The organism is Macrococcus bovicus, assembly GCF_004359575.1.
GTDB classification, from domain to species: domain Bacteria; phylum Bacillota; class Bacilli; order Staphylococcales; family Staphylococcaceae; genus Macrococcus; species Macrococcus bovicus.
Genome location: NZ_SCWF01000001.1, coordinates 254,148 through 273,992, shown reverse-complemented (window position 1 = coordinate 273,992; position 19,845 = coordinate 254,148). Strand labels below are relative to the sequence as shown.

Here is a 19,845-nt window from a genome sequence, read left to right as displayed (position 1 = left end):
TAATAAATCCCCTGAAATGTGCTACAATAATCTGAATGATTGATGAACTCTACCAACCCTCGGGTTGGTAGTTTTTCTGTTAAAGGATTGAATAAAATGGATAATAGAGAATATATTACGCAGCTGAACGCGGTCAGTTCTTTAGACCAATTACGGGAATATGCTGAAGAGAACGCTGTACCTATCATGGACAAGGTCGCACTTGAGATGGTCAAACAGCTGATGAGAATTCACAAGGCAGAGAGCGTACTGGAAATCGGCACAGCCATCGCATACAGCGGCATGCACTTCGCGTCGGTCGATAATCAGATGCATGTGACAACGATCGAGCGGAATCCTGAAATGTATGATTTAGCGGTTCAGAACGTCAAGCATTTTAACTATGAGAAGCAGGTCAGACTGATATTTGCAGACGCGGCTGAGGCATTTGAAAAAGTAAACGACCGGGAATATGATATATTGTTTATCGATGCGGCGAAAGCGCAGTCGAAGAGATTCTTTGAACTCTATAGCCCGCTCGTTAAAAAAGGTGGACTCATCATTACTGACAATATTCTTTATCACGATTTTGTCGGCAATATCGAAATTGTCCGCAGCCGTAACGTCAAACAGATGGTCAGAAAAATTGAGAAATATAATGACTGGCTGAAAGAACAGACAGACTATACAACGAATTTCATAGATTTAGGAGATGGCATGAGCATCTCTATAAAGGAGAGGTAATATGACTGAATTATTGGTAACCCCTACGTCACTCGAACATATTGAAGAGCTCCTGGAAGCAGGCGCCGATGCCTTTGTCATCGGTGAAGCGCAGTTTGGGCTCCGTTTAGCAGGAGAATTCAACCGTGAATCCCTTGTGCAGGCCATCGACATGATTCACGCAGCAGATAAGAAAGCTTACGTGGCAGTCAACGGACTTTTTCACAATGAGCATTTAGATGCTGTAGAAGACTATATCAACTGGCTGCACGAAGTACGGCCGGATCGCATTCTTTTCGGCGACCCTGCTGTTGTGATGTATGTGAAAGAGCAGGAAAATCCGATTCCGCTGCACTGGAACCAGGAAACACTGGTGACCAACCAGTTCCAATGTAACTACTGGGGTGAACGCGGTGCTGTGCGGGCGGTTCTTGCTCGCGAACTGAGCATGGAAGAAGTGATCGAGATCAAGGAAAACACACATGTCGAGATTGAAGTCCAGGTCCATGGCATGACTTGTATGTTCCAGTCGAAGCGTCAGCTGCTCGGTAATTATTTCCTCTACATGGATAAAGCGATGAAGATTGAGAACCGTCAGGATGCCAAGAATATGCTGCTCTATGATGAGGAACGCAACAACAAATATCCTATCTATGAAGATTACAACGGCACACATATCATGAGTCCGAATGACATCTGCGTGATAGAAGAGCTGGAAGAACTGTTTGAGGCAGGGATTGACAGCTTTAAAATAGATGGTGTCCTGCATTCCGCTGACTATATCACAGAAGTGACGCGACAATACCGTAAAGCCATTGATCTTTACCATGAGGACCCCGACCTTTACGACGATGAAAAATTCGATATGATGGAAGCGATTGAAGATATCCAGCCGGAGCATCGTCCGCTAGATCAAGGCTTCCTCTATAAACAAACTGTATATTAAGGGATGATAGTATGACTAAAACAATATTAAAGAAACCGGAACTGTTAGCGCCTGCCGGCAATCTTGAGAAACTGAAGATTGCCGTTCATTACGGTGCAGATGCTGTTTTCCTGGGTGGACAGGAATATGGACTCCGTTCAAATGCTGATAATTTCACGATGGATGAGATTAAGGAAGGTGTCGACTTCGCCAAGAAGTACGGCGCAAAAATCTATGTCACAACGAACATCATTGCCCATGATGAAAATATAGAAGGGCTCGATGATTATCTGCGTCAGCTGGAAGCAACGGGCGCAACAGGTATCATTGTAGCGGATCCGCTTATTATTGAGACATGTAAACGAGTGGCACCGAAGCTTGAAATTCATTTAAGTACGCAGCAGTCGCTCTCAAACTGGAAAGCAGTGGAGTACTGGAAAAATGAAGGCTTAGAACGTGTGGTGCTGGCACGTGAAACCGGCGCAGAGGAAATGCGTCTGATGAAGGAAAAAGTGGATATTGAAATTGAGGCCTTTGTTCATGGTGCGATGTGTATCGCCTATTCAGGACGCTGTACTTTAAGTAACCATATGACAGCCCGTGACTCTAACCGCGGCGGCTGCTGTCAGAGCTGCCGCTGGGATTATGACCTGCTTACGGTGGACAATGATGAACTGGATGTAGTCTTTGAAGGTGAAGATGTGACACCATTTGCGATGAGTCCGAAAGATCTGAAGCTGATTGAATCCATTCCAAGCATGATTGATATCGGTATAGACTCGCTGAAGATTGAAGGGCGGATGAAGTCGATTCATTACATCGCGACAGTCGTCTCTGTCTATCGTAAAGTCATCGATGCCTACTGTGCTGATCCGGAGAACTTCAAAATCGATCCTGAGTGGATCATTGAACTGGGCAAATGTGCAAACCGCGATACGGCCCCTGCCTTCTTTGAAGGGGTGCCTGGCTACGAGGAGCAGATGTTCGGGCATGAGCAATCTAAGAAAACGCCTTTTGATTTCTGTGGATTAGTGTTAGACTATGATGAAAAGACCCGGATGGCAACGATACAGCAGCGTAACAACTTCAAGCCGGGAATGGAAATCGAATTCTTCGGACCTGAAATTGACAACTTCAAACAAGTGATCACAGCGATCTACGATGAAGAAGGCACTGCGCTTGATGCTGCGCGTCATCCACTGCAGCTTGTACAGATTAAAGTGGACCATCCGGTATACAAAAATAATATGATGCGGAAGGAAATGGCTTGATGACTACTATCATTGGAATTGCAGGTGGTTCGGGGTCCGGGAAGACCTCTGTAACCTCTAAAATATTAAAGAACCTGGAAGGTTACAGCGTTGCTTTAATTGAACAGGATTATTATTATAAAGATCAGACTCATCTCAGTTTCGAGGAGAGACTGAAGACCAACTATGATCATCCATTTGCTTTTGATAATGATTTACTCATCCAGAATTTGACCGACCTGCGGGACGGCAAGGCCGTCAAAGTGCCGACATATGATTACACCATCCATACAAGAAGCGAGAAAACGATTACATTTGAACCGAAAGATGTTATTATAGTAGAAGGAATTTTCGCACTGGAGAACCAGGAGCTGCGAGACTTGATGGACGTAAAAATATTTGTAGATACAGATGCAGATCTTCGTATATTACGAAGAATGACGAGAGATATAGAAGAGCGTGGTCGCACAATGGAATCCGTTATCGAGCAGTATTTAACGGTTGTCCGTCCGATGCACAATCAGTTTATTGAACCTACAAAGAAATATGCCGATATCATTATTCCTGAAGGTGGCAGCAATGAAGTCGCCATTGATATCATGACAACTAAAATACAATCATTGATCAGAAATTAAGGTCACAGAAAGAAGGAACAGTAATGGAAATCCAAAAAGAATATCCGATGACTCAAGAAGGTTATAACAAGCTTGAAGAAGAATTAGAGCATTTAAAGACGATTAAACGTCCTGAAGTAGTAGAGAAAATTAAAGTGGCACGCAGCTTCGGCGACTTATCAGAGAACTCTGAGTACGATGCTGCAAAAGACGAGCAGGGCTTCGTTGAACAGGAGATCGTCAAGATTGAGATGATGCTCCGTCACGCTAAAATCATTTCTGATGACGGTTCAAAATCAGAAGTACAGATCGGCCGCACAGTGAAATTCGTGGAAGTGCCGGACGGCGATGAAGAATCATATATGATCGTCGGTTCTGCAGAAGCGGATCCATTTGAAGGCAAGATCTCAAATGAATCACCGATCGCTAAAGCATTGATCGGCAAAAAAGTGAATGACGAAGTGAACGTACCGTTACCGAACGGTAATGAAATGCGTGTTAAAATCGTCGAAATCAGCTAAAATTCAAGTAGATTCTTTAGGAATCTACTTTTTATTTGAGGAGGAAAATCATGCTTGGAATTATAGGTGCAATGCAGGAGGAAGTCGAAATCCTGAAGAATGACATCGAGCATCTTGAAGTGAAAAAACATGCGCATGTCGAAGTTTATACAGGCAGTCTGTACGGTTATGAAGTGGTCCTGATGCAGAGTGGGATCGGTAAGGTGAACGCCGCATTGACGACGGCTCTTCTTATCGAACATTATCAGCCGGAAGCCATTATCAACACAGGTTCTGCTGGCGGGCTTGGCCAGGGACTGAGTGTAGGTGATATCGTTGTCAGCCGTGAGGTCCTGCATCACGATGTAGATGCGACAGAATTTGGTTATGTGCTAGGACAAGTGCCGGGTATGCCAAAGACTTATGCGGCAGACAAGAAGCTGATATCGCTGACAGAAGAAGCGATCCGGCATAACGATCTGCATGCTCATATCGGGCTGATCGTTTCTGGCGACAGCTTTATCGGTTCATTGGAGAAGAAACAGAAGATTATCGAGAACTTCCCTGATGTGCTCGCTGTTGAAATGGAAGCAGCGGCAGTGGCACAAGTCGCCTATCAGTACCAGACGCCTTTCATTATCACGCGTGCCGTCTCAGATTTGGCGAACGGAGAAGCAGGGATGACATTCGAAGAGTTCCTGAAAGTCGCTTGCGTATCGTCCAGTAAAATTGTAAAATCATTAATAGAGACATTTGCTGCGACAAAGTAGTTAGGAGGCGTTGACATGATCTTCATCATGGCATTATCAGTGATTGCAACTGCGATCATCGGCTTCATCATTTACAGTGAAACAGAAGTCGATTACGGCGACAAAGAAATCATCGAATAGCATGGACCCCCAGTTCCAAGAGAATGGGGGTTTTATTATGGTGGAATTAAGGTATGAATGAATTGAGGTGAAAACAGTGAGTATACTGAAAAAATATTTAATGCCCAGCCAATACGTGAAGAATGTCTTTGAGATCAGACCGGAAGATCTGAAGGCCCGGGGTGTTAAAGCAATCATCACAGACCTGGACAATACATTAGTCGGCTGGGATGTCGAACTGGCCACAGAAGAAGTCATCGCCTGGTTCAATCAGATGGCAAAAGCGGGTATCAAGATTACAATCGTCTCCAATAATAATGAGACCCGCGTCGCTGCATTTGCGACGCCGCTGAAGGTAGACTATATTTTTAATGCCCGAAAACCGATGGGGCAGGCGTTCAAAAAAGCGGTCAAAGCAATGGAAGTGACACCGGATGAGACAGTGGTTATCGGTGACCAGATGATGACTGATGTGCTGGCAGCGAATTCCAACGGCTTTTATTCGATCATGGTGGTACCCGTCAAATCAAATGACGAATGGAAGACGCGCGTCAACCGCATGATGGAGAGACGCTTCCTCGCCTATTTCAAACGGAAGGGTTATATCGAGTGGGAAGAGTAATATACCTTTTTATATAAACGCTTATATATCAAGGGTTTAAGTGTCAAAACTCAGAAAACAGCCGAAAAAAACGACAGAAAAACGACAATATATTATACTTTCTGCTAAAAACGACAGGAAAACGGGTGATGAGATTGAGTTCTCATCACCCGTTTTTTTCAAGTTTATTTAGTTTGAATAGCAAGTCCTTGTTCATCTGATCTGTCACATGAGTGTAAATCTGTATAGTCGTATTCTGATTGGAATGGCCCACACGTTCCATGATGGCCTTGATAGGGATGCCTAATTGAGCCAGGGTAGAGATATGAGTATGACGCAAGGTGTGCGAGGTGACTTTCTTATCCTTGAAGCTGGTAATCTCAACGACGTTCTTAAGCAGCAAGTTGATCTTGTCTAGCTGCATCGGGCTGCCATGGTTATTGGTGAAGATGAAGCCGTTATCGAAATAGTTATCATCCCACTGTTTAGTAGCCTTGTTCTCTAGTATGACTCTACGTAATATTTCACAGCTTCTTTCAGTCAGATCAATCACGCGGTAACTCGATTCATTCTTCGTCGTGTCCTTGACACCGAAAGTCTTGCCGTTCTTGTCCGGTTCGCGTACAAGTGAACCATCCACTTCAAGTTTCTTGCTGTCAAAGTCAATATTGTTTACCTTGATAGCGACTAACTCGCCGATGCGTAAGCCGTTCAATATCTGAAACTCTACAATGTTCTTGATACGCATATAGCTCCGCTTCATGAGCCGGTTACGCGTGTTCTCAATCATTTCATCAAACTTCACAAGAAGCTCCTTGACTTCACTTTCTTCAAGATAGTTATTTTTCTTAGCCTTCACCTGGTCAAGTGTCCGAGCCTTCTTAGGCACTGTAATATCCTCAAAGAATGATACGTCCTTCAAACCATAGAACGCTTTAACGTACTTGAATACACCTCTTAAGATGTTCTTGCACCTTACGAGATGGCCAAAAGTAACCTCGACATTCCACTCATTAAACCGCTTCTGTATTATCTTCGCATCCATCTTCACAATGAGCATATTATGATCGAAGTTGTTCTCGATACCATTCAGCGTGCTTCTTATCGTCTTGACAGTGGTACGCTTGCTGCCGGAAGTCTTGACGTAATGCTCGTACCATTCTTCGCACGCCTGGTAAAACGTCAGCTGATATAGTTTAGTGTTGCTGACATTATTCAGCTTGTCATCTATCTTCGAATTCAGCCGCTTCAGAGCCTCTTTCTGAGACTGTTTACCGTTCTTGTTCATGACAACGCTCACTTGCTTGCGTTTGTTCGTCAGCGGGTCTGTATAACGCTCAACGAAGCGGTATTGAGTGACACCATGCTTATTAATGAACTCTTCGCAGAACATAGGCTAGTCCTCCTTGATATTGGCTTCGGTCATCTTTTGGTCGTTTAATTCATGGTTTATCATCATTTCACTCATATTGGTCAGTTGAGCATGAAGTTTTTCTTTTCGGTTATCGGTCAGTTTATGCCAGTTAGCAAACGAAGCAAGGTCTATATTATAAGTAATGTTTACACTGCCGGAAATAATAGCTGAACCAATAGCATCATATATTTTCGGTTTGCGATGGTATTCGTAATGCTGAAAGCAGCCGTGAAATAGGCGTGTGAAAAATTCTAATGTATCTAGGTAAAGAGCCTCTTTATATCCTGATGATAATTTTTCGTCTTTGATCTCATTAAAAATTTTAATGATAAAATCCTCAACCGACTTAGCGTCGATGAAATTTTCTTGAAGGATTGCCGATATCTTTTTGAATTTCGCTGGCATTGTGGCAAATTCACCTTCATACAGAGCGTATATTTGATTTAACTCTCTTTCAAAGTCGTTTATCATATATGAGTAAAATTCAGAATCATATTCATTCTTTTCTCCCCAGGTCATAAGACGGTCAATATTTTCAGGATTGTCTTCTGAGAATTTTCTATAAAAAAAAGTAGCCCGTTCCGTTAAATATTTTTGATCGTTCTCATCGATAATTTCTTGTCTATCTAGCAACGACAATCTTGCTTTTCTAACGAAAAATTCATCTGTCATATCTGTTATCACTTCTCGAATTTCCCCATACAATAGATAAGGGACAGTGACGTTTCCAATTTCGGCTATTTTTTTTAATCGTTCTTTGTTCGGTACTTGTTTTCCATTTTCCCAGTTAGAAATAACACCTGACTTAACTCCGTCAATCTTTTCACTGAATAACACCATAGTGAGACCCTGGCCGCGTCGAATACTTTTAATTCTACGTCCTATTTTTTCTTTATTCATAAATTCACCTCACGACTATTATATAATATTTTGTTATGTTTTTCTATGAAATATATTGACCGATACGAAATAAAAAGTTATTATAATTATGTAATATATGAAAAGTTATGGAGGTGTAAATTTTGAATAAAATTATCGGTTATAGAAAAATGCTTGGCTTAACTCAAAATGATATGGCAAGGCTTTTTGGAATATCACCTCAAGCCTATCGCATGAAAGAACATGGAAAAACTGCTTTCTCTAAAAGCGAAATGTTGCTAGTTAGGAATAGTCTTAGACAAAAATTATTTCCGAATATTACAGTAGACGAGATTTTTTTCGACTAAAGTTATGTTTTTATATGTTTAAGGAGGTGAAATTATATGAATAAAGTCATTCAGTTAGACAACCCGCAGCCGCACGAAAGTATCTTGAAAGAAGAGCAAATTGTTACTCTACAACCGAAGTACATCCGTGCTTCACTCGTGCATGAGTACATTCACACAAGCAAGGCAACCGCTAACAGGATCATAGCAGCAGCGGAAGCAACAAAAGAATTTAGCGACATATCCATATCAGTATCTAGCGGATTGAAGCTGATAGTCATTGATCGACTAGATGCATATTTAGAACATGTGAACTCACGTTGGAAATAACAAATAAACCGGCCATGAGCCTAAAGGAGAAATAAACATGTCAGTAGAAAAAGCTAAAGAAATCTTAACTAATGCCGCAAACGTAGCAGATATTAAAACAAACGATAATTTCACAGTACAAGAGTATTTTCAGACTGAAATCTGTAACGCACTTGACGCCTTGGAAGCGGAAAACGTAAGAGAAGTAGTAAGACAAAAACATTTTGATGGTTTAGTAAGAAAAAATTCCTATGTTTTTGGCGTAAGTCCTGTATCAACTCGGATATTAATGTTTAGTGTCGATGAATTACTAATAGCAGCCTGCAACTCTCAAGGTTTTGCGGAGAACTTAGAAAATTTATCATTTGCCGAACTTCATTTATTACAACAGTATTTGAAAGAAAATAACTGCGATTTTGAAGATCTAAAAGCTGATTTATTCTTAGCTATTGGTAGAATCAGCAAAATTCAAGATAACATTGAGAATCTTAATCGTTTGGGGGACAAATAACATGAAAAAGAAGTATTCATTTAGACGGAGCTTATTAGGATTCTACAATTTACGCCCTGAAAAAAGTGATACCATCATTGCTACTATCCCGCTATCGTCGCTTCAAAAGTTGGTTCCAAAAGCTACTGAAGGCCGTTTTTGTGGGACGCTCAAATGTACAGATGCTGAACTTAATGAGGTGCTGAATGGTTAGGCGCGAGGGTGTAAGTGTCGAGTACGACAGACAAGGCGACGTGGTAATCACTTTCGTTCATCAAGATGCTGTTGAGGCATATCGGGCCAATAAAGAAGAGTGGCACGATGCTTTCATTGAGTTGATTCAGACTATGAAAATGCCGGTCAGATCACTGAAATTCAAGACTCTGAAAGATTACCAGGAGGGGATAGTATGCGAGGTGTAAAGATAACCATAGACGACAAGGCCGTTATATTTGAGCTTACAACGTCAGAAGCGTTTGAAGAGTATGACAGCAACAGGGAGGGTTTCAAACGATACTTCAAGGACATCATCAAGCTCAACAACCTAGCTCTAATCATCATAAAAAAGCCCCTAGCAGCGCGACCAAACACTGACCAGGGGAAAGACCAATAAATAATTATTCGACCTTAATTATAACATGCTCAGGGCGGTTTATGTACCGCCTATGTGCATTTAAACCCAAATTATTCATAGGAGGAAAGGAGGAGGGCGAAGAATGTTAAAAGATACCATCATAATCGTTAAACAAGAACCTGATGGAACGCTTGCATGTTGGGATGTTGAGTTATATCAATGTGATAATTGCTCGAAAGAATTTGATGCAAGTATCCCGCATTATGCAGATGGAGATCACCATTATTGTTGTGAATGTGCATTTTTAAAAGGCTTAATATCAGAAAATGAGTATTTAGATTATGGTTCAGGCTTTAATAGTCACATGTTTCGAGCCTATGTCGAAAATCGAGAAGTAAAGATCAAATACGGAAAATATACACCGGAAGAACTAAGGCAGCGTCGGAATAAAAAGGCTAGAGAACGTTATCAGAAAAAGAAGAAAGCGAGGGGTGATTAAGTGAATAAACCTCTCATTCCAGGCGGCTATATTCTACTTTCTCGTAAGTTGATTGAAAGTGAAATATGGAATATGTCACCGCTTCATTTAAAAGTTTGGTTGTATATTCTCATGAAAGCTAGGCACGAAGCAGATGAAACTAAAGGTTTTGAACGTGGAGAGTGTCTTATAAGCATACCTGAAATACAAGAAGTATGTAGTTATAAAGTAGGATACAGGACTGAGAAGCCTACCAAACACCAAATTGATAACATTTTACGTTGGTTACGAAAAACAAGCGAAGCTACAAATGAATACGATGTGAATACGCCTATGATTACGACCACGAAAACGACAAGAGGTATGGTCGTTAAAGTGCATAACTACAACGTTTATCAAGACCCTAAAAATTACGAATACGACAAAGAAAGCGACAACGAAAATACTACGAATACGAAGCGATTACGACAACAACCGGATACTATACACAAGAATGTAAAAGAATTAAAGAATGATAAAGAAATAAAAGATATTATCGAGTATCTCAATTCTCAGACTTCTAAATCATTTAGACATAACACCAAGAAAACTCAATCATTAATCAATGCAAGACTAAATGAGGGATATTCAGTTGATGATTTCAGGACAGTGATTGATAACAAGACAAGTCAATGGCTCAATGATCCATCTAATAACAAATACCTCAGACCTGAAACATTGTTTGGTAATAAGTTTGAATCGTATCTAAATGAACGGCTAGTACCATCAACCAATCAATCTAGTGACAACGAAACCTTTAACATTACTGACTTACTCAGTGAGGAGGATGACCGATGACAGACAAGGAAGCGGCGAGCATCGTACAGCGTGTACAGAGCCTATATCCTAACTTCAAATTAAATCGGGAGATAGGCCAGGCATGGCTAGACGCATTACGTACAGCCGACTATGAACGTACTAACAATAGATTATCGGAGTATTACCGCCAAGTGCGGTTTGCTCCTCACATTTCAGATATTGCCATGTATGAACAAATCAATGAAGCACAGCGCCAATACGAGGCCATACAGCGGGACATTGAGGCAAACAGGAATAAACCTAAGGACCCAGAGAAACAAGCGCGCATACAGGCCCGCTACGCCCGTTTAAAGGAGTATCTGAATGATGATGAATGAAAACCTAGAATATATGGTAATCGGCTCAATCGTTAAGTACCCGGAGCTTCTCAGTGATCTAACGTTGAAACCTGAAATGTTCTATGATCCATATTCTACCCGCTTCTTCTCATTCATCGAGAAGAACAATGGCCTAGAGTTGGCAGCACTTTATCACACAGCAAAGAAGTATGAAGCTGACTTCATACCCTCAGCATTAATTGAACAGTGGCGGAATGATGAACTGTTATTCAAATCACACTTCACACAATATCAAATCGAAGTGTTGGAAGTATTCAAGGCGAAAACTTTATCGGATGCAAGTATTCAATATAGCAACAATCCCACTAAAGAGAACAGGCAGCACTTGAATGAGGTCATGCAATATGTGAACAGTCTCGAAGTCTCGAAGCGTGACAGCAAGAAGGAAGTCATAGGGGAGATCGTAAAAGAGTTGAGCGGTGAAGTAAAGCCTAGCCTTATTAAGACCGGTTACAGTCAGCTAGATAACTTGATAGGCGGCTTTGAGCCTGGACAGCTTATTGTAGTGGGAGCGCGGCCGTCCACAGGGAAAACGGCCTTTGCCCTCAACCTTGCTTTGAAGCTGGCTGACAAAGGCAATCATGTATCACTGTTTTCACTAGAGACGACCAACAAGAAAATCACACAGCGCATATTGGCCACAATGAGCCGCGTACAGCTCAATAAATTTAAAGTACCTGATTCTTTCACAGATGACGAACAGGACAAGATAGCTGAATCGCTAGAAAAATACAAAGACATGTCTCTAGTGGTGCATGATAACGACCATGTGACACCCTCAATGATTAGTCGTGAGGCGTCCAGGATGAAACAGACAGCAAAGAACAATGTCATCATCATCGACTACCTAACGCTTATGATGCCGGACGGCAAGCACAGAGACAGACGATTAGAAGTTGAGGAGATCAGCCGGAAGTTAAAAATCATCGCTAAAGAACAGAAATGCGTCATCATTGCACTTTCTCAGCTGAATAGGGGAGTAGAAAGCCGCACAGAGAAGCGGCCCGTCATGAGTGATTTAAGGGAGGCCGGCGGAATCGAGCAAGATGCTGATATGGTTTTCTTATTGTACCGTGACGACTATTACAACAGGACAAAAGAGCCTGACCCTTTCGGCAAGTCAGATATTGAGTGCATCATTGCAAAAAGTAAAGACAGCGCAACAGGAACAGCCCTATTTAGCTTCTACAAGACCACAGGCGGATTCTTTTGATGAAAGAGGTATTCACGGTAGAAAAATACTTAACGACGCTCAGAGAGCTTTATATGAGCGAGGAGAGCGGTGTATTAAAAAAACAGTGGTTGAATTTAGGGCTAGAACTTAAAAAGATGATTGATAACAATGAGGTTCTGCTATTCGATAAAGCAGATGATGACTTTCAACAAGCGTTATTTGAGCGGCTTGATTCAAGTTGAGCCGCTTCATCAATAATAAATCGGAAGGAGGGACAGGATGGACCAGGAAAAAGAAGGGCTGATAATGACACAGGAACACGCCAATGTACTTAATATCATTAAATCAGCCGAACATAAGTATATATCATCAACAGATATACTCGCAAAACTAAACAAGGACAAAGACTATCACAGGAAGTTACAGCAGATCATCAGCGAACTAGTAAATGATTTTGAAATACCTATCGGTTCAAGCAGCATAGAGGGGCGCAAGGGCTACTTCTATTGTCAGAACGACTATGACTTCCATATAGCAAAACGTGCGCTTATATCGCGTGTGGATGCGCTGACAGGTCGTCTGAGTATGTTAGAGAAGTGCCATGAACAAATAAACAGGGAGGCATAACGATGAGTGACTGGGTAAGAACGCACGACGGCCGGAGCCTATATCGCACAGCAGAGGGTGACTTGATTGATCTAACTAATGCGCCACCTGACTTAGTGAGGGACATGGTGAGGGCAAGACGAGAAGAACGGAAAGCAAAGAACACATCGCTATACAACCAATCGACAAAGACAGCAGAAAACATAACAGATAAGGAGACAGGACAATGACAAATGAAATTATTGAATTGATGAACAAGACAGACTTTAACAATGGAGCGGTTAAATCGGCTTATGAGGACTTGATTAATCGTGATCCAGCTGCAAATATCGGTGACTTCGGCAAAGCGACAGATGCACGTATTGCCGAGTATAAGGATCAGTACGGTAAAACATATACGGATGGCGCGCTTAAAGAAGGCATCAGAGCGATTATCCAGGAAGAGAAGGAAAGGGCGGAGCAAGCAATTCAGCAGGCGGCACAGAGTCAGGTTGAGAAACGTAACCTCATCGTTGAAACGGCAAACAGAGCGCTGAATGAATCAGATAACCTATCATCAGACGAAATTACAAAGCGTGTTTATTACAACAGTCAGATGACTAATGAGTTGAATATGAAGATAGACAGCATCAGAACAGTAACTGATTTACGAGTGCTTTTAAGTGAGTACCTGGAAGCGGCAAAATACGACAAATACAAGGCACATGCGATCAATAACAATCTTTATCTATTCAAGAATGCAATTAAACAACTCGCAGATTTTGAGCAAGATTATGCATTAGTAAGTTTCTCGACATTCAAAAACGAAATTGACGACATTGTGACACCGCCTAAACTCAAAGTGTATCGCAAGCTGAAAGAAGAAATGGACCGTTATGCTACCGATGGCGGAGGCGCAGCTAGATTAACAATGCGATTAACGCTTGATAAATACAAAAATGAGTACGGAATTTAGGAGGATAGGACATGACTGATAACAAGGTGAATGAAGAAATCAGAAAAGAGAAAGAACGTTTCTTGAGAATATTACAGAATCAAGGCGTTAAGGCAGCAAGAGATGAATTGACTGAAAACATCAACAGAGAGAACTTTAATAATTTTTATCAGAACAAACCTCAGAATGCCAGATCAACTAATCCGGTCTTTAAAGCAATCGAAGAACTCATTGAAGACTATCAGCAAGCATTGAACGACAAAGAAGAGATGTTCAAACAGTTCGTATTGCATCACAAAGAGTTCAAGCAATGGTTGGCAGACAAAGAGAAGTAATTCAGGGTAGGGCTTAGGCCCTGCCTTTTATTAAAAGGATAGGGGAGAATTTAATGGAACTGGTAACTGTATTCGACATTATTCGTAATGAACCGCTTCAAATAGACGATAAGACACTTTTAAACCTTTTTAGAAGTGAAAATATAATTCTGGAAGAACATGAGGTAAATCAGAACGAAGATTGTGTAAGAAGACAACGGAAGCGCGTCGGTATAGTAGCTGATGAACTTAAAAATCGCGGACTATACAAGGATGCACAAAAAAAGTTGGATGAAGAGCTGAAAAAGATGGAAGAGGAGGGTTATTTTAAACAGATTGAGAGTGATTTCCTAGAAGAGATGAAACAGACAAGAGAAGTATTGCAAAATAGAGAAGCGAATCAAGATTTTAACTATTTATTGGGGTTGATGTAATGGAAGAATGTTACCTCAAATACTATCACTTATTAACAAAGTTTAACCCTGCTTTTATCAGTCTCAAAGCTCAAAAAATGCAAGACGAAATTAATGAATTATATGACTTATCAGTTGGAACGATAAAAATTGATGAGGTTAAAGGATGGTATAAAGGCGGTTGGTTGGTAGAAGATCTAGCTATAAGAATTTGTGAAAAGAAAGAGCAGCTGGATAAATTTTTGAAAAGAGCTGAAAGAGACTATGAAGATTTTTTTGAAGCTGCTGATCGCGCAAAACCTTCTCATTATCTAGCCGTCTTTAAATATCAAAAGACTGGTAAGTTTAATAATCGAGAAGCTGATAAATATAATCGCTTTCTTCTGAAGCTTCAAGAAGTGAGGGAAGAACGGACTGACAAGGGCTATCAATGTGTGGAGGACTATGAAGAGCTTACGGCGGATCAGGTAAATATATTGAGCAGTGAGATAGATGCATTTACAGAATATGAAATCGACTATGAAGCAATTAAAAAACAAAATAAAGTTGATTATTGGAATATTGGCTTTCTTGACGTTGAAACCAGAAAAGAACACCTAGAATACAAGGGAAGATTAAAAAATGGAGACCCGGAAGCGGTAAAGTGGTTTGAACATAAAGAGAAGTTTAAAAAACTGAGAGAAACCGAGCGTATCGCTGAATACCGTGCATCAATAAAAGAACGGCAAGAAAAACGTCAATCATGGACCGAAAAAGAGTACGGACTCATTAACATGTAGGCAGATGTAGGCACACAATTACTAGAAAATACTAGAATACGCATATATATATTGTGCTAGGAATTGCTAGGGTGATGCTAGCTTTTGCTAGATGGTTCAATATATGAGCATTTAGACATTTTAGACACCTAAAAAGGATGTTCCAAAATTGGAAAGCGAAAATCGGCTTTATCGGCTCCCTTAAAAAGAAAAGGAAGCCTGAAAACGCAAAATTGCGTTGGCTAAATCAGCAGTATCGGCAGCCTTAAAAAGAGAATCCGACATATCCGACACCCTAAATAGAGATTTCGGAGGCTATAAAAAAGGAGTGATGACATGGACGCTCTCAGAGACGCACAGGGACGATTTAAGCACGGTCACACGTTCAGCAAGGGAAACAGTGGGAATACTAATTCCGCTTCTAAAATCGGCAACAGAAACCGTCTCAGATATGGTACAGCGCCCGAACTCAAAGGGTACATATCGCAGCAGCCTAACAAGTACCTGGCACAGACGTATAGAGGACTGTATCACATAGATAAGTCAGTAAGTGTAATGGATCAGCACGGCATACTCTATATCAGAAAAGATGTGCTGCTTTCGATGATACACAACAAAAAACGGATAACCTGGAAGCGGAAGCGCGATATATTGCAAGAGCTGAATGAGGCTAAAGTGATTACAAGAAGAAAATTATGACAACTAAAAAAGGTTGCAATTTTATATCAAACGAACATGGTTAGAGAGGTGCAAAGGTTGCATCTCTTTTTTGTTGAAGTGTTGCAGAATGTGGCATTACTCTAAGGTTGGAAGATGACTATTAAGCGTATCACCTAACGCAACTCAAACGGAGTACAGGTGATCTGCCTAACATAACTCAGAACGGAGTACAGGCGTTTTACAGAACGGAACAGGGTTGCAATTAAAATCTATTTTTAATATGGTTTGAGTAATAATAAGTGGAGGAGTAAAACTCATGGCAAAAAACCAATTTTTGATTAAGTATGATGACCCTAATAGTTTAATAAGTGCTTTTGGATTAGGTCCAATTGGAGGAAGAATTGAAGAAAAATTGTTTGATTTATTGAACATATACGATAATAACGTATTTTTATATTCATTTGCGGAGGAAAAGTTTCAAGAAATATATGATAAAGTTATTGAAAGTGACTTTGATCTATCCCTATTAATTAAAGCCTCTTTTTATTTAAATGTTTGTTTAAGAATGATAAATACACTTGATGATATTTTACTTAAAATAATAGTTTATACTCATCTACATTTTAACGGTAAAAGTGAAAGCGAGTTAGATGATGAGAGTAATGATTATAGATATAGAAATTATTACGATAAATTTATAGCGAAAAGCAATACAGGTTACCCACAAAGAGCCACGAGAAGTAATAGAAAAACAAGAAAAATTAGGAACGATATAACTCATAGTGGAGACACATTATTAATAAGTAATCCTATCAAAGAAGATGACTCATACACAGTTGTATCTGATAAGGGATTAATGGATAGGAATGTTGAATTATATACCTCTATAATTTTTGATATGCAAGATGATATTGATGAAATTAATAAGGTTAGACAACAAATTGAAACAATAATTCTTAATGATCCTAGATTTATAAAAAAATAAATTTAATGATCTTTTAAAAGGTACTCATAACACAAAAACCTGACAAAACCTGACATTTCATTCTATATAGAAGACGCACAACACACGTGACAGGCACTCTAACTAGTAGTTATAATGCGTAAGGATTGTTTACGCCCAAAGGATGTGCAGATTATTCACACCCTGGACTAAGGATTATTGAGCGGAGACCTGACTTATGCAATATATAAGATAGGTACATGATTGAACCTATCTAAGGAACACTAGACCTGATGTAAGGATTGTTTGCATCAGGTAGCTGACGTAACGAATCGTTACCCCAGCATTATCCTTAATTCAAAAAATAGCCGTTTTTTAATTTAAGGATATGAGGTCGTGAAACGCGACCCCACCCTAAAATTGGGGATATCTAATCTATACCCCGATTCAGGGTAGTGGTCTATCATTCTTCTGTATACCACATTCCCAAAACGGCAATGTGGTTTGACCGGACGAAAGGCGAGGCCATCCCAAAAATGAGGCAGCCTTGAACTCCGCCAATTTTGACGAACTTGAAGATTTTTGTGCGGGTTCAAAAACTGTTATCCTTTTTCGACTAAGAGCTATTGTTCTTTTTTGAGCGACAGCTATTGGTTATTCCTTTTTGACTAGCCAATATTGGTTACTCATTTTTGAGTACACAAAAAAGTGTGACCAATATAGAGGTTATTGCTCAAAAAAGAGTAAGCGACATATTTGTCTTTAACCCTTGTAAAGGGAGTCGGTAAAACAGCGTGACCCTTTAGGACATAGTATGACGTCGTGAAATACGACCTCATGCCTGATATAGAGCCGAAATGTCGGCCTTAGCATCATGATCGAAAGTCCTTAAGAATCCTAAAGATTTACCGGTTTTACATGCCTTAAAAAAGGACAGGACCGCTTCTTTGGTGTATGATAATAGTGATCTGATAGAACGAAACGTTCACCCAGGTTTCAGGCATAAAAAACGACAAAAAAACGACAGCTTTATGATAATAAATAATGTTTCACTTAATATCAGAAGCGGCCTGATGACTGTTTAGCCCTTGATATACCTGAAATTGATAATGTATTACTTCTCATTTAAATGGCATCCATCAAATGGGAAGAGTAGACCATGACATTGTCATGGTTTTATTGCATTTATTTACATATAGTCATGTTATAATGGTAGTAAGCATGGAATGGAGGGATTTTATGCGTTATTTCTTAATCGGATTCATCATCCTGATTATCCTTGCGGTGATTCTCTACTTTGTATTGTCCCGTTTCTATGATTATCTGTCATTCAGAAGTGAAGTGAATGACGAGAAGCGCTTAACCAAGCACAGACAGTATGAAGAAGAACTGGAACTCGTCAGACTGGAAGAAGAACGAGAGCGTCTCATTCATGCCATTCAGATCAGAAGCAGGCACTTTCAGTCACAGCAGGCAATCAGGCAGCTGACCGAAGAATTGGAGGAAGTTAATGAACTCATCAAGCACATCGAAAGTGAAGACCGTCAGACCCGCGAAAAGACCGGTCAACCGTAAATCTTTACTGCTGACCACTATTATCGGCACATTACTGCTGTTAGGTGCCCTTATCCTGTTCATGTGTATCGAAAAGGTGCCGCAAGGTTATCAGGCCGTCATCTACTCGGTAACAGGGGTGAAGGATCAGACTAAACCAGCCGGCTGGCACATTATTTCGCCGTTAGACAAGGCTGTCCATTATCCGATCCGTACACAGACGAAGGAGTATCAGAATCTGAACGTCGCGACATCAGACGGCAAGAACCTGGATATGGATATCAGTGTCAACTATCATGTGGACCCGACTAAGGTCGTCAAGATTTTCAATAAGTTCGGTAATGCGGATATTGAAGGGCTGGAGAATGGCTTCCTGCGGACACGTGTACTGGATGGTCTGCGTCAATCTGTCGCCAAATATTCCGTGATTGAGACATTTGGTGTCAAAACCAGTGAAATCAAGAAGGCAACACTGGATGAACTGCAGAACAACCTGACAGACCAAGGATTTATCGTTGAAGATATCGCTATTTCAAGTCCGAAGGCAGATGCGGCGACGCAGGCTGCCATTGATGAACGGGTAAAAGCGAACCAGGAACTGGAGCGCGCGAAGACTGACCGCGCTATTGCTGAGCAGAATGCGGCGAAGAAGAAGATTGAAGCAAAGGGTCAGGCGGAAGCGAATGAAATCCTGGATAAATCACTGACAAATAAGATCATCAAAAAGCAGATGATCGATAAATGGGACGGTAAGCAGCCGATAACTATCGGCGGCGAAGGTGTCATTGTGGATGTGAATAAATAGGACTGCAGATGCAGTCCTATTTTTGTGTTAAGATTAAGAAAAAAGTGGAGGCATCTTATGAAAACGAGACGGGCAGAACTTCAAGACCTGGATAGAATTGTCGAAATATACAACTCCACAATAGCAGGCCGCATGGTGACAGCAGACGTGGAGCCAGTGTCAGTGGAAAGTAGAGTGGGGTGGTTTCACGACCACCATGATGCTAAACCGCTCTATGTGATTGAGAAAGGTGATGAAGTGGTCGGCTGGATGAGCTTCAGTACATTTTATGCGCGTGCCGCCTACGATCAGACGCTAGAGGTAAGCATCTATATTGATGAGCATCACCGCGGACAGGGAATCGGCCAGTATGCTCTAGAGGAACTGAAGAGACAGGCAGAAGAGCTGGGCCTGAGAACACTGCTTGCCTTTATCTTCAGCCATAATATACCCTCCATACGTCTCTTTGAGAAGAACGGCTTCACGACATATGGGCAGCTGCCGGATGTCGCTTATATGGATGATAAAGCCTATTCTTTAACTATACTTGGCTATAGAATTTAGGCTCATTAGTCACT

The 19,845-nt window shown here is 40.9% G+C and carries 31 protein-coding genes; 29 read left to right on the top strand and 2 right to left on the bottom strand.

What is annotated here, in order from left to right; genetic code table 11:
* The first annotated feature begins 96 nt into the window (after nucleotides 1–96).
* The 7 genes from ERX55_RS01615 (at nucleotide 97) to ERX55_RS01585 (ending at nucleotide 5,482) form a co-directional block, all read left to right on the top strand.
* Complete coding sequence (locus tag ERX55_RS01615) at nucleotides 97–723, top strand: O-methyltransferase (RefSeq protein ID WP_133450831.1); 627 nt, start codon at nucleotides 97–99, stop codon at nucleotides 721–723.
* Between the two features lies 1 nt (nucleotide 724).
* The gene (locus ERX55_RS01610; RefSeq protein WP_133450830.1) at nucleotides 725–1,648 is read left to right on the top strand and encodes a peptidase U32 family protein; all 924 of its coding nucleotides are present in this window, start codon (nucleotides 725–727) and stop codon (nucleotides 1,646–1,648) included.
* A gap of 11 nt (nucleotides 1,649–1,659) precedes the next feature.
* Nucleotides 1,660–2,898 (top strand): peptidase U32 family protein, encoded by a 1,239-nt coding sequence (locus ERX55_RS01605; protein WP_133450829.1) that lies wholly within the window; start codon nucleotides 1,660–1,662, stop codon nucleotides 2,896–2,898.
* A complete protein-coding gene (gene udk / locus ERX55_RS01600; RefSeq protein WP_133450828.1) occupies nucleotides 2,898–3,512 on the top strand; it encodes a uridine kinase in 615 nt (204 codons plus the stop codon). Before ERX55_RS01605 ends, udk begins: the two co-directional genes overlap by 1 nt.
* Nucleotides 3,513–3,535: 23 nt before the next feature.
* Complete coding sequence (gene greA / locus ERX55_RS01595; RefSeq protein WP_133450827.1) at nucleotides 3,536–4,012, top strand: transcription elongation factor GreA; 477 nt, start codon at nucleotides 3,536–3,538, stop codon at nucleotides 4,010–4,012.
* Between the two features lie 50 nt (nucleotides 4,013–4,062).
* Nucleotides 4,063–4,761, top strand: a complete 699-nt coding sequence (gene mtnN, locus ERX55_RS01590; RefSeq protein WP_133450826.1) for a 5'-methylthioadenosine/S-adenosylhomocysteine nucleosidase — start codon at nucleotides 4,063–4,065, stop codon at nucleotides 4,759–4,761.
* Nucleotides 4,762–4,957: 196 nt separating this feature from the next.
* Nucleotides 4,958–5,482, top strand: coding sequence for a YqeG family HAD IIIA-type phosphatase (locus tag ERX55_RS01585; protein ID WP_133450825.1), 525 nt, complete (start codon nucleotides 4,958–4,960; stop codon nucleotides 5,480–5,482).
* Nucleotides 5,483–5,627: 145 nt separating this feature from the next.
* On the opposite strand, the gene ERX55_RS01580 is transcribed toward ERX55_RS01585, so the two are convergent.
* Together ERX55_RS01580 and ERX55_RS01575 are read right to left on the bottom strand one after the other, a co-directional pair.
* A complete protein-coding gene (locus ERX55_RS01580) occupies nucleotides 5,628–6,854 on the bottom strand; it encodes a tyrosine-type recombinase/integrase (RefSeq protein ID WP_133450824.1) in 1,227 nt (408 codons plus the stop codon).
* 3 nt (nucleotides 6,855–6,857) lie between these two features.
* On the bottom strand, nucleotides 6,858–7,775 hold the full coding sequence (locus tag ERX55_RS01575; protein ID WP_133450823.1) for a helix-turn-helix domain-containing protein: 918 nt from the start codon (nucleotides 7,773–7,775) through the stop codon (nucleotides 6,858–6,860).
* 122 nt (nucleotides 7,776–7,897) lie between these two features.
* Between ERX55_RS01575 and ERX55_RS01570 the strand changes: the two genes are divergently transcribed.
* The 22 genes from ERX55_RS01570 to ERX55_RS01465 all read left to right on the top strand — a co-directional run bounded on the left by ERX55_RS01570 (nucleotide 7,898) and on the right by ERX55_RS01465 (nucleotide 19,831).
* The gene (locus tag ERX55_RS01570; protein ID WP_133450822.1) at nucleotides 7,898–8,101 is read left to right on the top strand and encodes a helix-turn-helix transcriptional regulator; all 204 of its coding nucleotides are present in this window, start codon (nucleotides 7,898–7,900) and stop codon (nucleotides 8,099–8,101) included.
* Nucleotides 8,102–8,137: 36 nt separating this feature from the next.
* On the top strand, nucleotides 8,138–8,410 hold the full coding sequence (locus ERX55_RS01565) for a hypothetical protein (RefSeq protein ID WP_133450821.1): 273 nt from the start codon (nucleotides 8,138–8,140) through the stop codon (nucleotides 8,408–8,410).
* A gap of 37 nt (nucleotides 8,411–8,447) precedes the next feature.
* Nucleotides 8,448–8,900, top strand: a complete 453-nt coding sequence (locus tag ERX55_RS01560; protein WP_133450820.1) for a hypothetical protein — start codon at nucleotides 8,448–8,450, stop codon at nucleotides 8,898–8,900.
* Between the two features lies 1 nt (nucleotide 8,901).
* Nucleotides 8,902–9,093, top strand: coding sequence for a hypothetical protein (locus tag ERX55_RS01555; protein ID WP_133450819.1), 192 nt, complete (start codon nucleotides 8,902–8,904; stop codon nucleotides 9,091–9,093).
* Nucleotides 9,086–9,301: a hypothetical protein gene (locus tag ERX55_RS01550; RefSeq protein ID WP_133450818.1), complete on the top strand. Its 216-nt coding sequence runs from the start codon at nucleotides 9,086–9,088 to the stop codon at nucleotides 9,299–9,301. The genes ERX55_RS01555 and ERX55_RS01550 overlap by 8 nt, the downstream gene beginning before the upstream one ends.
* Nucleotides 9,289–9,492: a hypothetical protein gene (locus ERX55_RS01545; protein WP_133450817.1), complete on the top strand. Its 204-nt coding sequence runs from the start codon at nucleotides 9,289–9,291 to the stop codon at nucleotides 9,490–9,492. The genes ERX55_RS01550 and ERX55_RS01545 overlap by 13 nt, the downstream gene beginning before the upstream one ends.
* 103 nt (nucleotides 9,493–9,595) lie before the next feature.
* The gene (locus ERX55_RS01540; RefSeq protein WP_133450816.1) at nucleotides 9,596–9,952 is read left to right on the top strand and encodes a hypothetical protein; all 357 of its coding nucleotides are present in this window, start codon (nucleotides 9,596–9,598) and stop codon (nucleotides 9,950–9,952) included.
* Complete coding sequence (locus ERX55_RS01535) at nucleotides 9,953–10,768, top strand: conserved phage C-terminal domain-containing protein (RefSeq protein ID WP_243721425.1); 816 nt, start codon at nucleotides 9,953–9,955, stop codon at nucleotides 10,766–10,768. It begins immediately after the preceding gene.
* On the top strand, nucleotides 10,765–11,106 hold the full coding sequence (locus ERX55_RS01530) for a hypothetical protein (RefSeq protein WP_133450815.1): 342 nt from the start codon (nucleotides 10,765–10,767) through the stop codon (nucleotides 11,104–11,106). The genes ERX55_RS01535 and ERX55_RS01530 overlap by 4 nt, the downstream gene beginning before the upstream one ends.
* Entirely contained in the window at nucleotides 11,093–12,340 is a 1,248-nt protein-coding gene (locus tag ERX55_RS01525) for a replicative DNA helicase (RefSeq protein WP_133450814.1), read from the top strand. The genes ERX55_RS01530 and ERX55_RS01525 overlap by 14 nt, the downstream gene beginning before the upstream one ends.
* Nucleotides 12,340–12,543, top strand: a complete 204-nt coding sequence (locus ERX55_RS01520) for a hypothetical protein (protein ID WP_133450813.1) — start codon at nucleotides 12,340–12,342, stop codon at nucleotides 12,541–12,543. The genes ERX55_RS01525 and ERX55_RS01520 overlap by 1 nt, the downstream gene beginning before the upstream one ends.
* Before the next feature lie 37 nt (nucleotides 12,544–12,580).
* Entirely contained in the window at nucleotides 12,581–12,928 is a 348-nt protein-coding gene (locus ERX55_RS01515) for a hypothetical protein (RefSeq protein ID WP_133450812.1), read from the top strand.
* A gap of 2 nt (nucleotides 12,929–12,930) precedes the next feature.
* The gene (locus ERX55_RS01510) at nucleotides 12,931–13,137 is read left to right on the top strand and encodes a hypothetical protein (protein WP_133450811.1); all 207 of its coding nucleotides are present in this window, start codon (nucleotides 12,931–12,933) and stop codon (nucleotides 13,135–13,137) included.
* Nucleotides 13,134–13,862, top strand: a complete 729-nt coding sequence (locus tag ERX55_RS01505) for a hypothetical protein (RefSeq protein ID WP_133450810.1) — start codon at nucleotides 13,134–13,136, stop codon at nucleotides 13,860–13,862. Before ERX55_RS01510 ends, ERX55_RS01505 begins: the two co-directional genes overlap by 4 nt.
* Nucleotides 13,863–13,873: 11 nt before the next feature.
* Nucleotides 13,874–14,176: a hypothetical protein gene (locus tag ERX55_RS01500; protein ID WP_133450809.1), complete on the top strand. Its 303-nt coding sequence runs from the start codon at nucleotides 13,874–13,876 to the stop codon at nucleotides 14,174–14,176.
* 53 nt (nucleotides 14,177–14,229) lie between these two features.
* Complete coding sequence (locus ERX55_RS01495) at nucleotides 14,230–14,589, top strand: hypothetical protein (protein ID WP_133450808.1); 360 nt, start codon at nucleotides 14,230–14,232, stop codon at nucleotides 14,587–14,589.
* A complete protein-coding gene (locus ERX55_RS01490) occupies nucleotides 14,589–15,347 on the top strand; it encodes a hypothetical protein (RefSeq protein ID WP_133450807.1) in 759 nt (252 codons plus the stop codon). The genes ERX55_RS01495 and ERX55_RS01490 overlap by 1 nt, the downstream gene beginning before the upstream one ends.
* A 315-nt stretch (nucleotides 15,348–15,662) precedes the next feature.
* Nucleotides 15,663–16,025, top strand: a complete 363-nt coding sequence (locus ERX55_RS01485; RefSeq protein WP_133450806.1) for a hypothetical protein — start codon at nucleotides 15,663–15,665, stop codon at nucleotides 16,023–16,025.
* Between the two features lie 277 nt (nucleotides 16,026–16,302).
* Nucleotides 16,303–16,971 (top strand): hypothetical protein, encoded by a 669-nt coding sequence (locus tag ERX55_RS01480; protein WP_133450805.1) that lies wholly within the window; start codon nucleotides 16,303–16,305, stop codon nucleotides 16,969–16,971.
* Between the two features lie 1,197 nt (nucleotides 16,972–18,168).
* Nucleotides 18,169–18,504: a hypothetical protein gene (locus ERX55_RS01475; RefSeq protein ID WP_133450804.1), complete on the top strand. Its 336-nt coding sequence runs from the start codon at nucleotides 18,169–18,171 to the stop codon at nucleotides 18,502–18,504.
* Nucleotides 18,440–19,288: a prohibitin family protein gene (locus ERX55_RS01470; protein ID WP_133450803.1), complete on the top strand. Its 849-nt coding sequence runs from the start codon at nucleotides 18,440–18,442 to the stop codon at nucleotides 19,286–19,288. The genes ERX55_RS01475 and ERX55_RS01470 overlap by 65 nt, the downstream gene beginning before the upstream one ends.
* A 57-nt stretch (nucleotides 19,289–19,345) precedes the next feature.
* Entirely contained in the window at nucleotides 19,346–19,831 is a 486-nt protein-coding gene (locus tag ERX55_RS01465; protein WP_133450802.1) for a GNAT family N-acetyltransferase, read from the top strand.
* The last annotated feature ends 14 nt before the right edge of the window (nucleotides 19,832–19,845 follow it).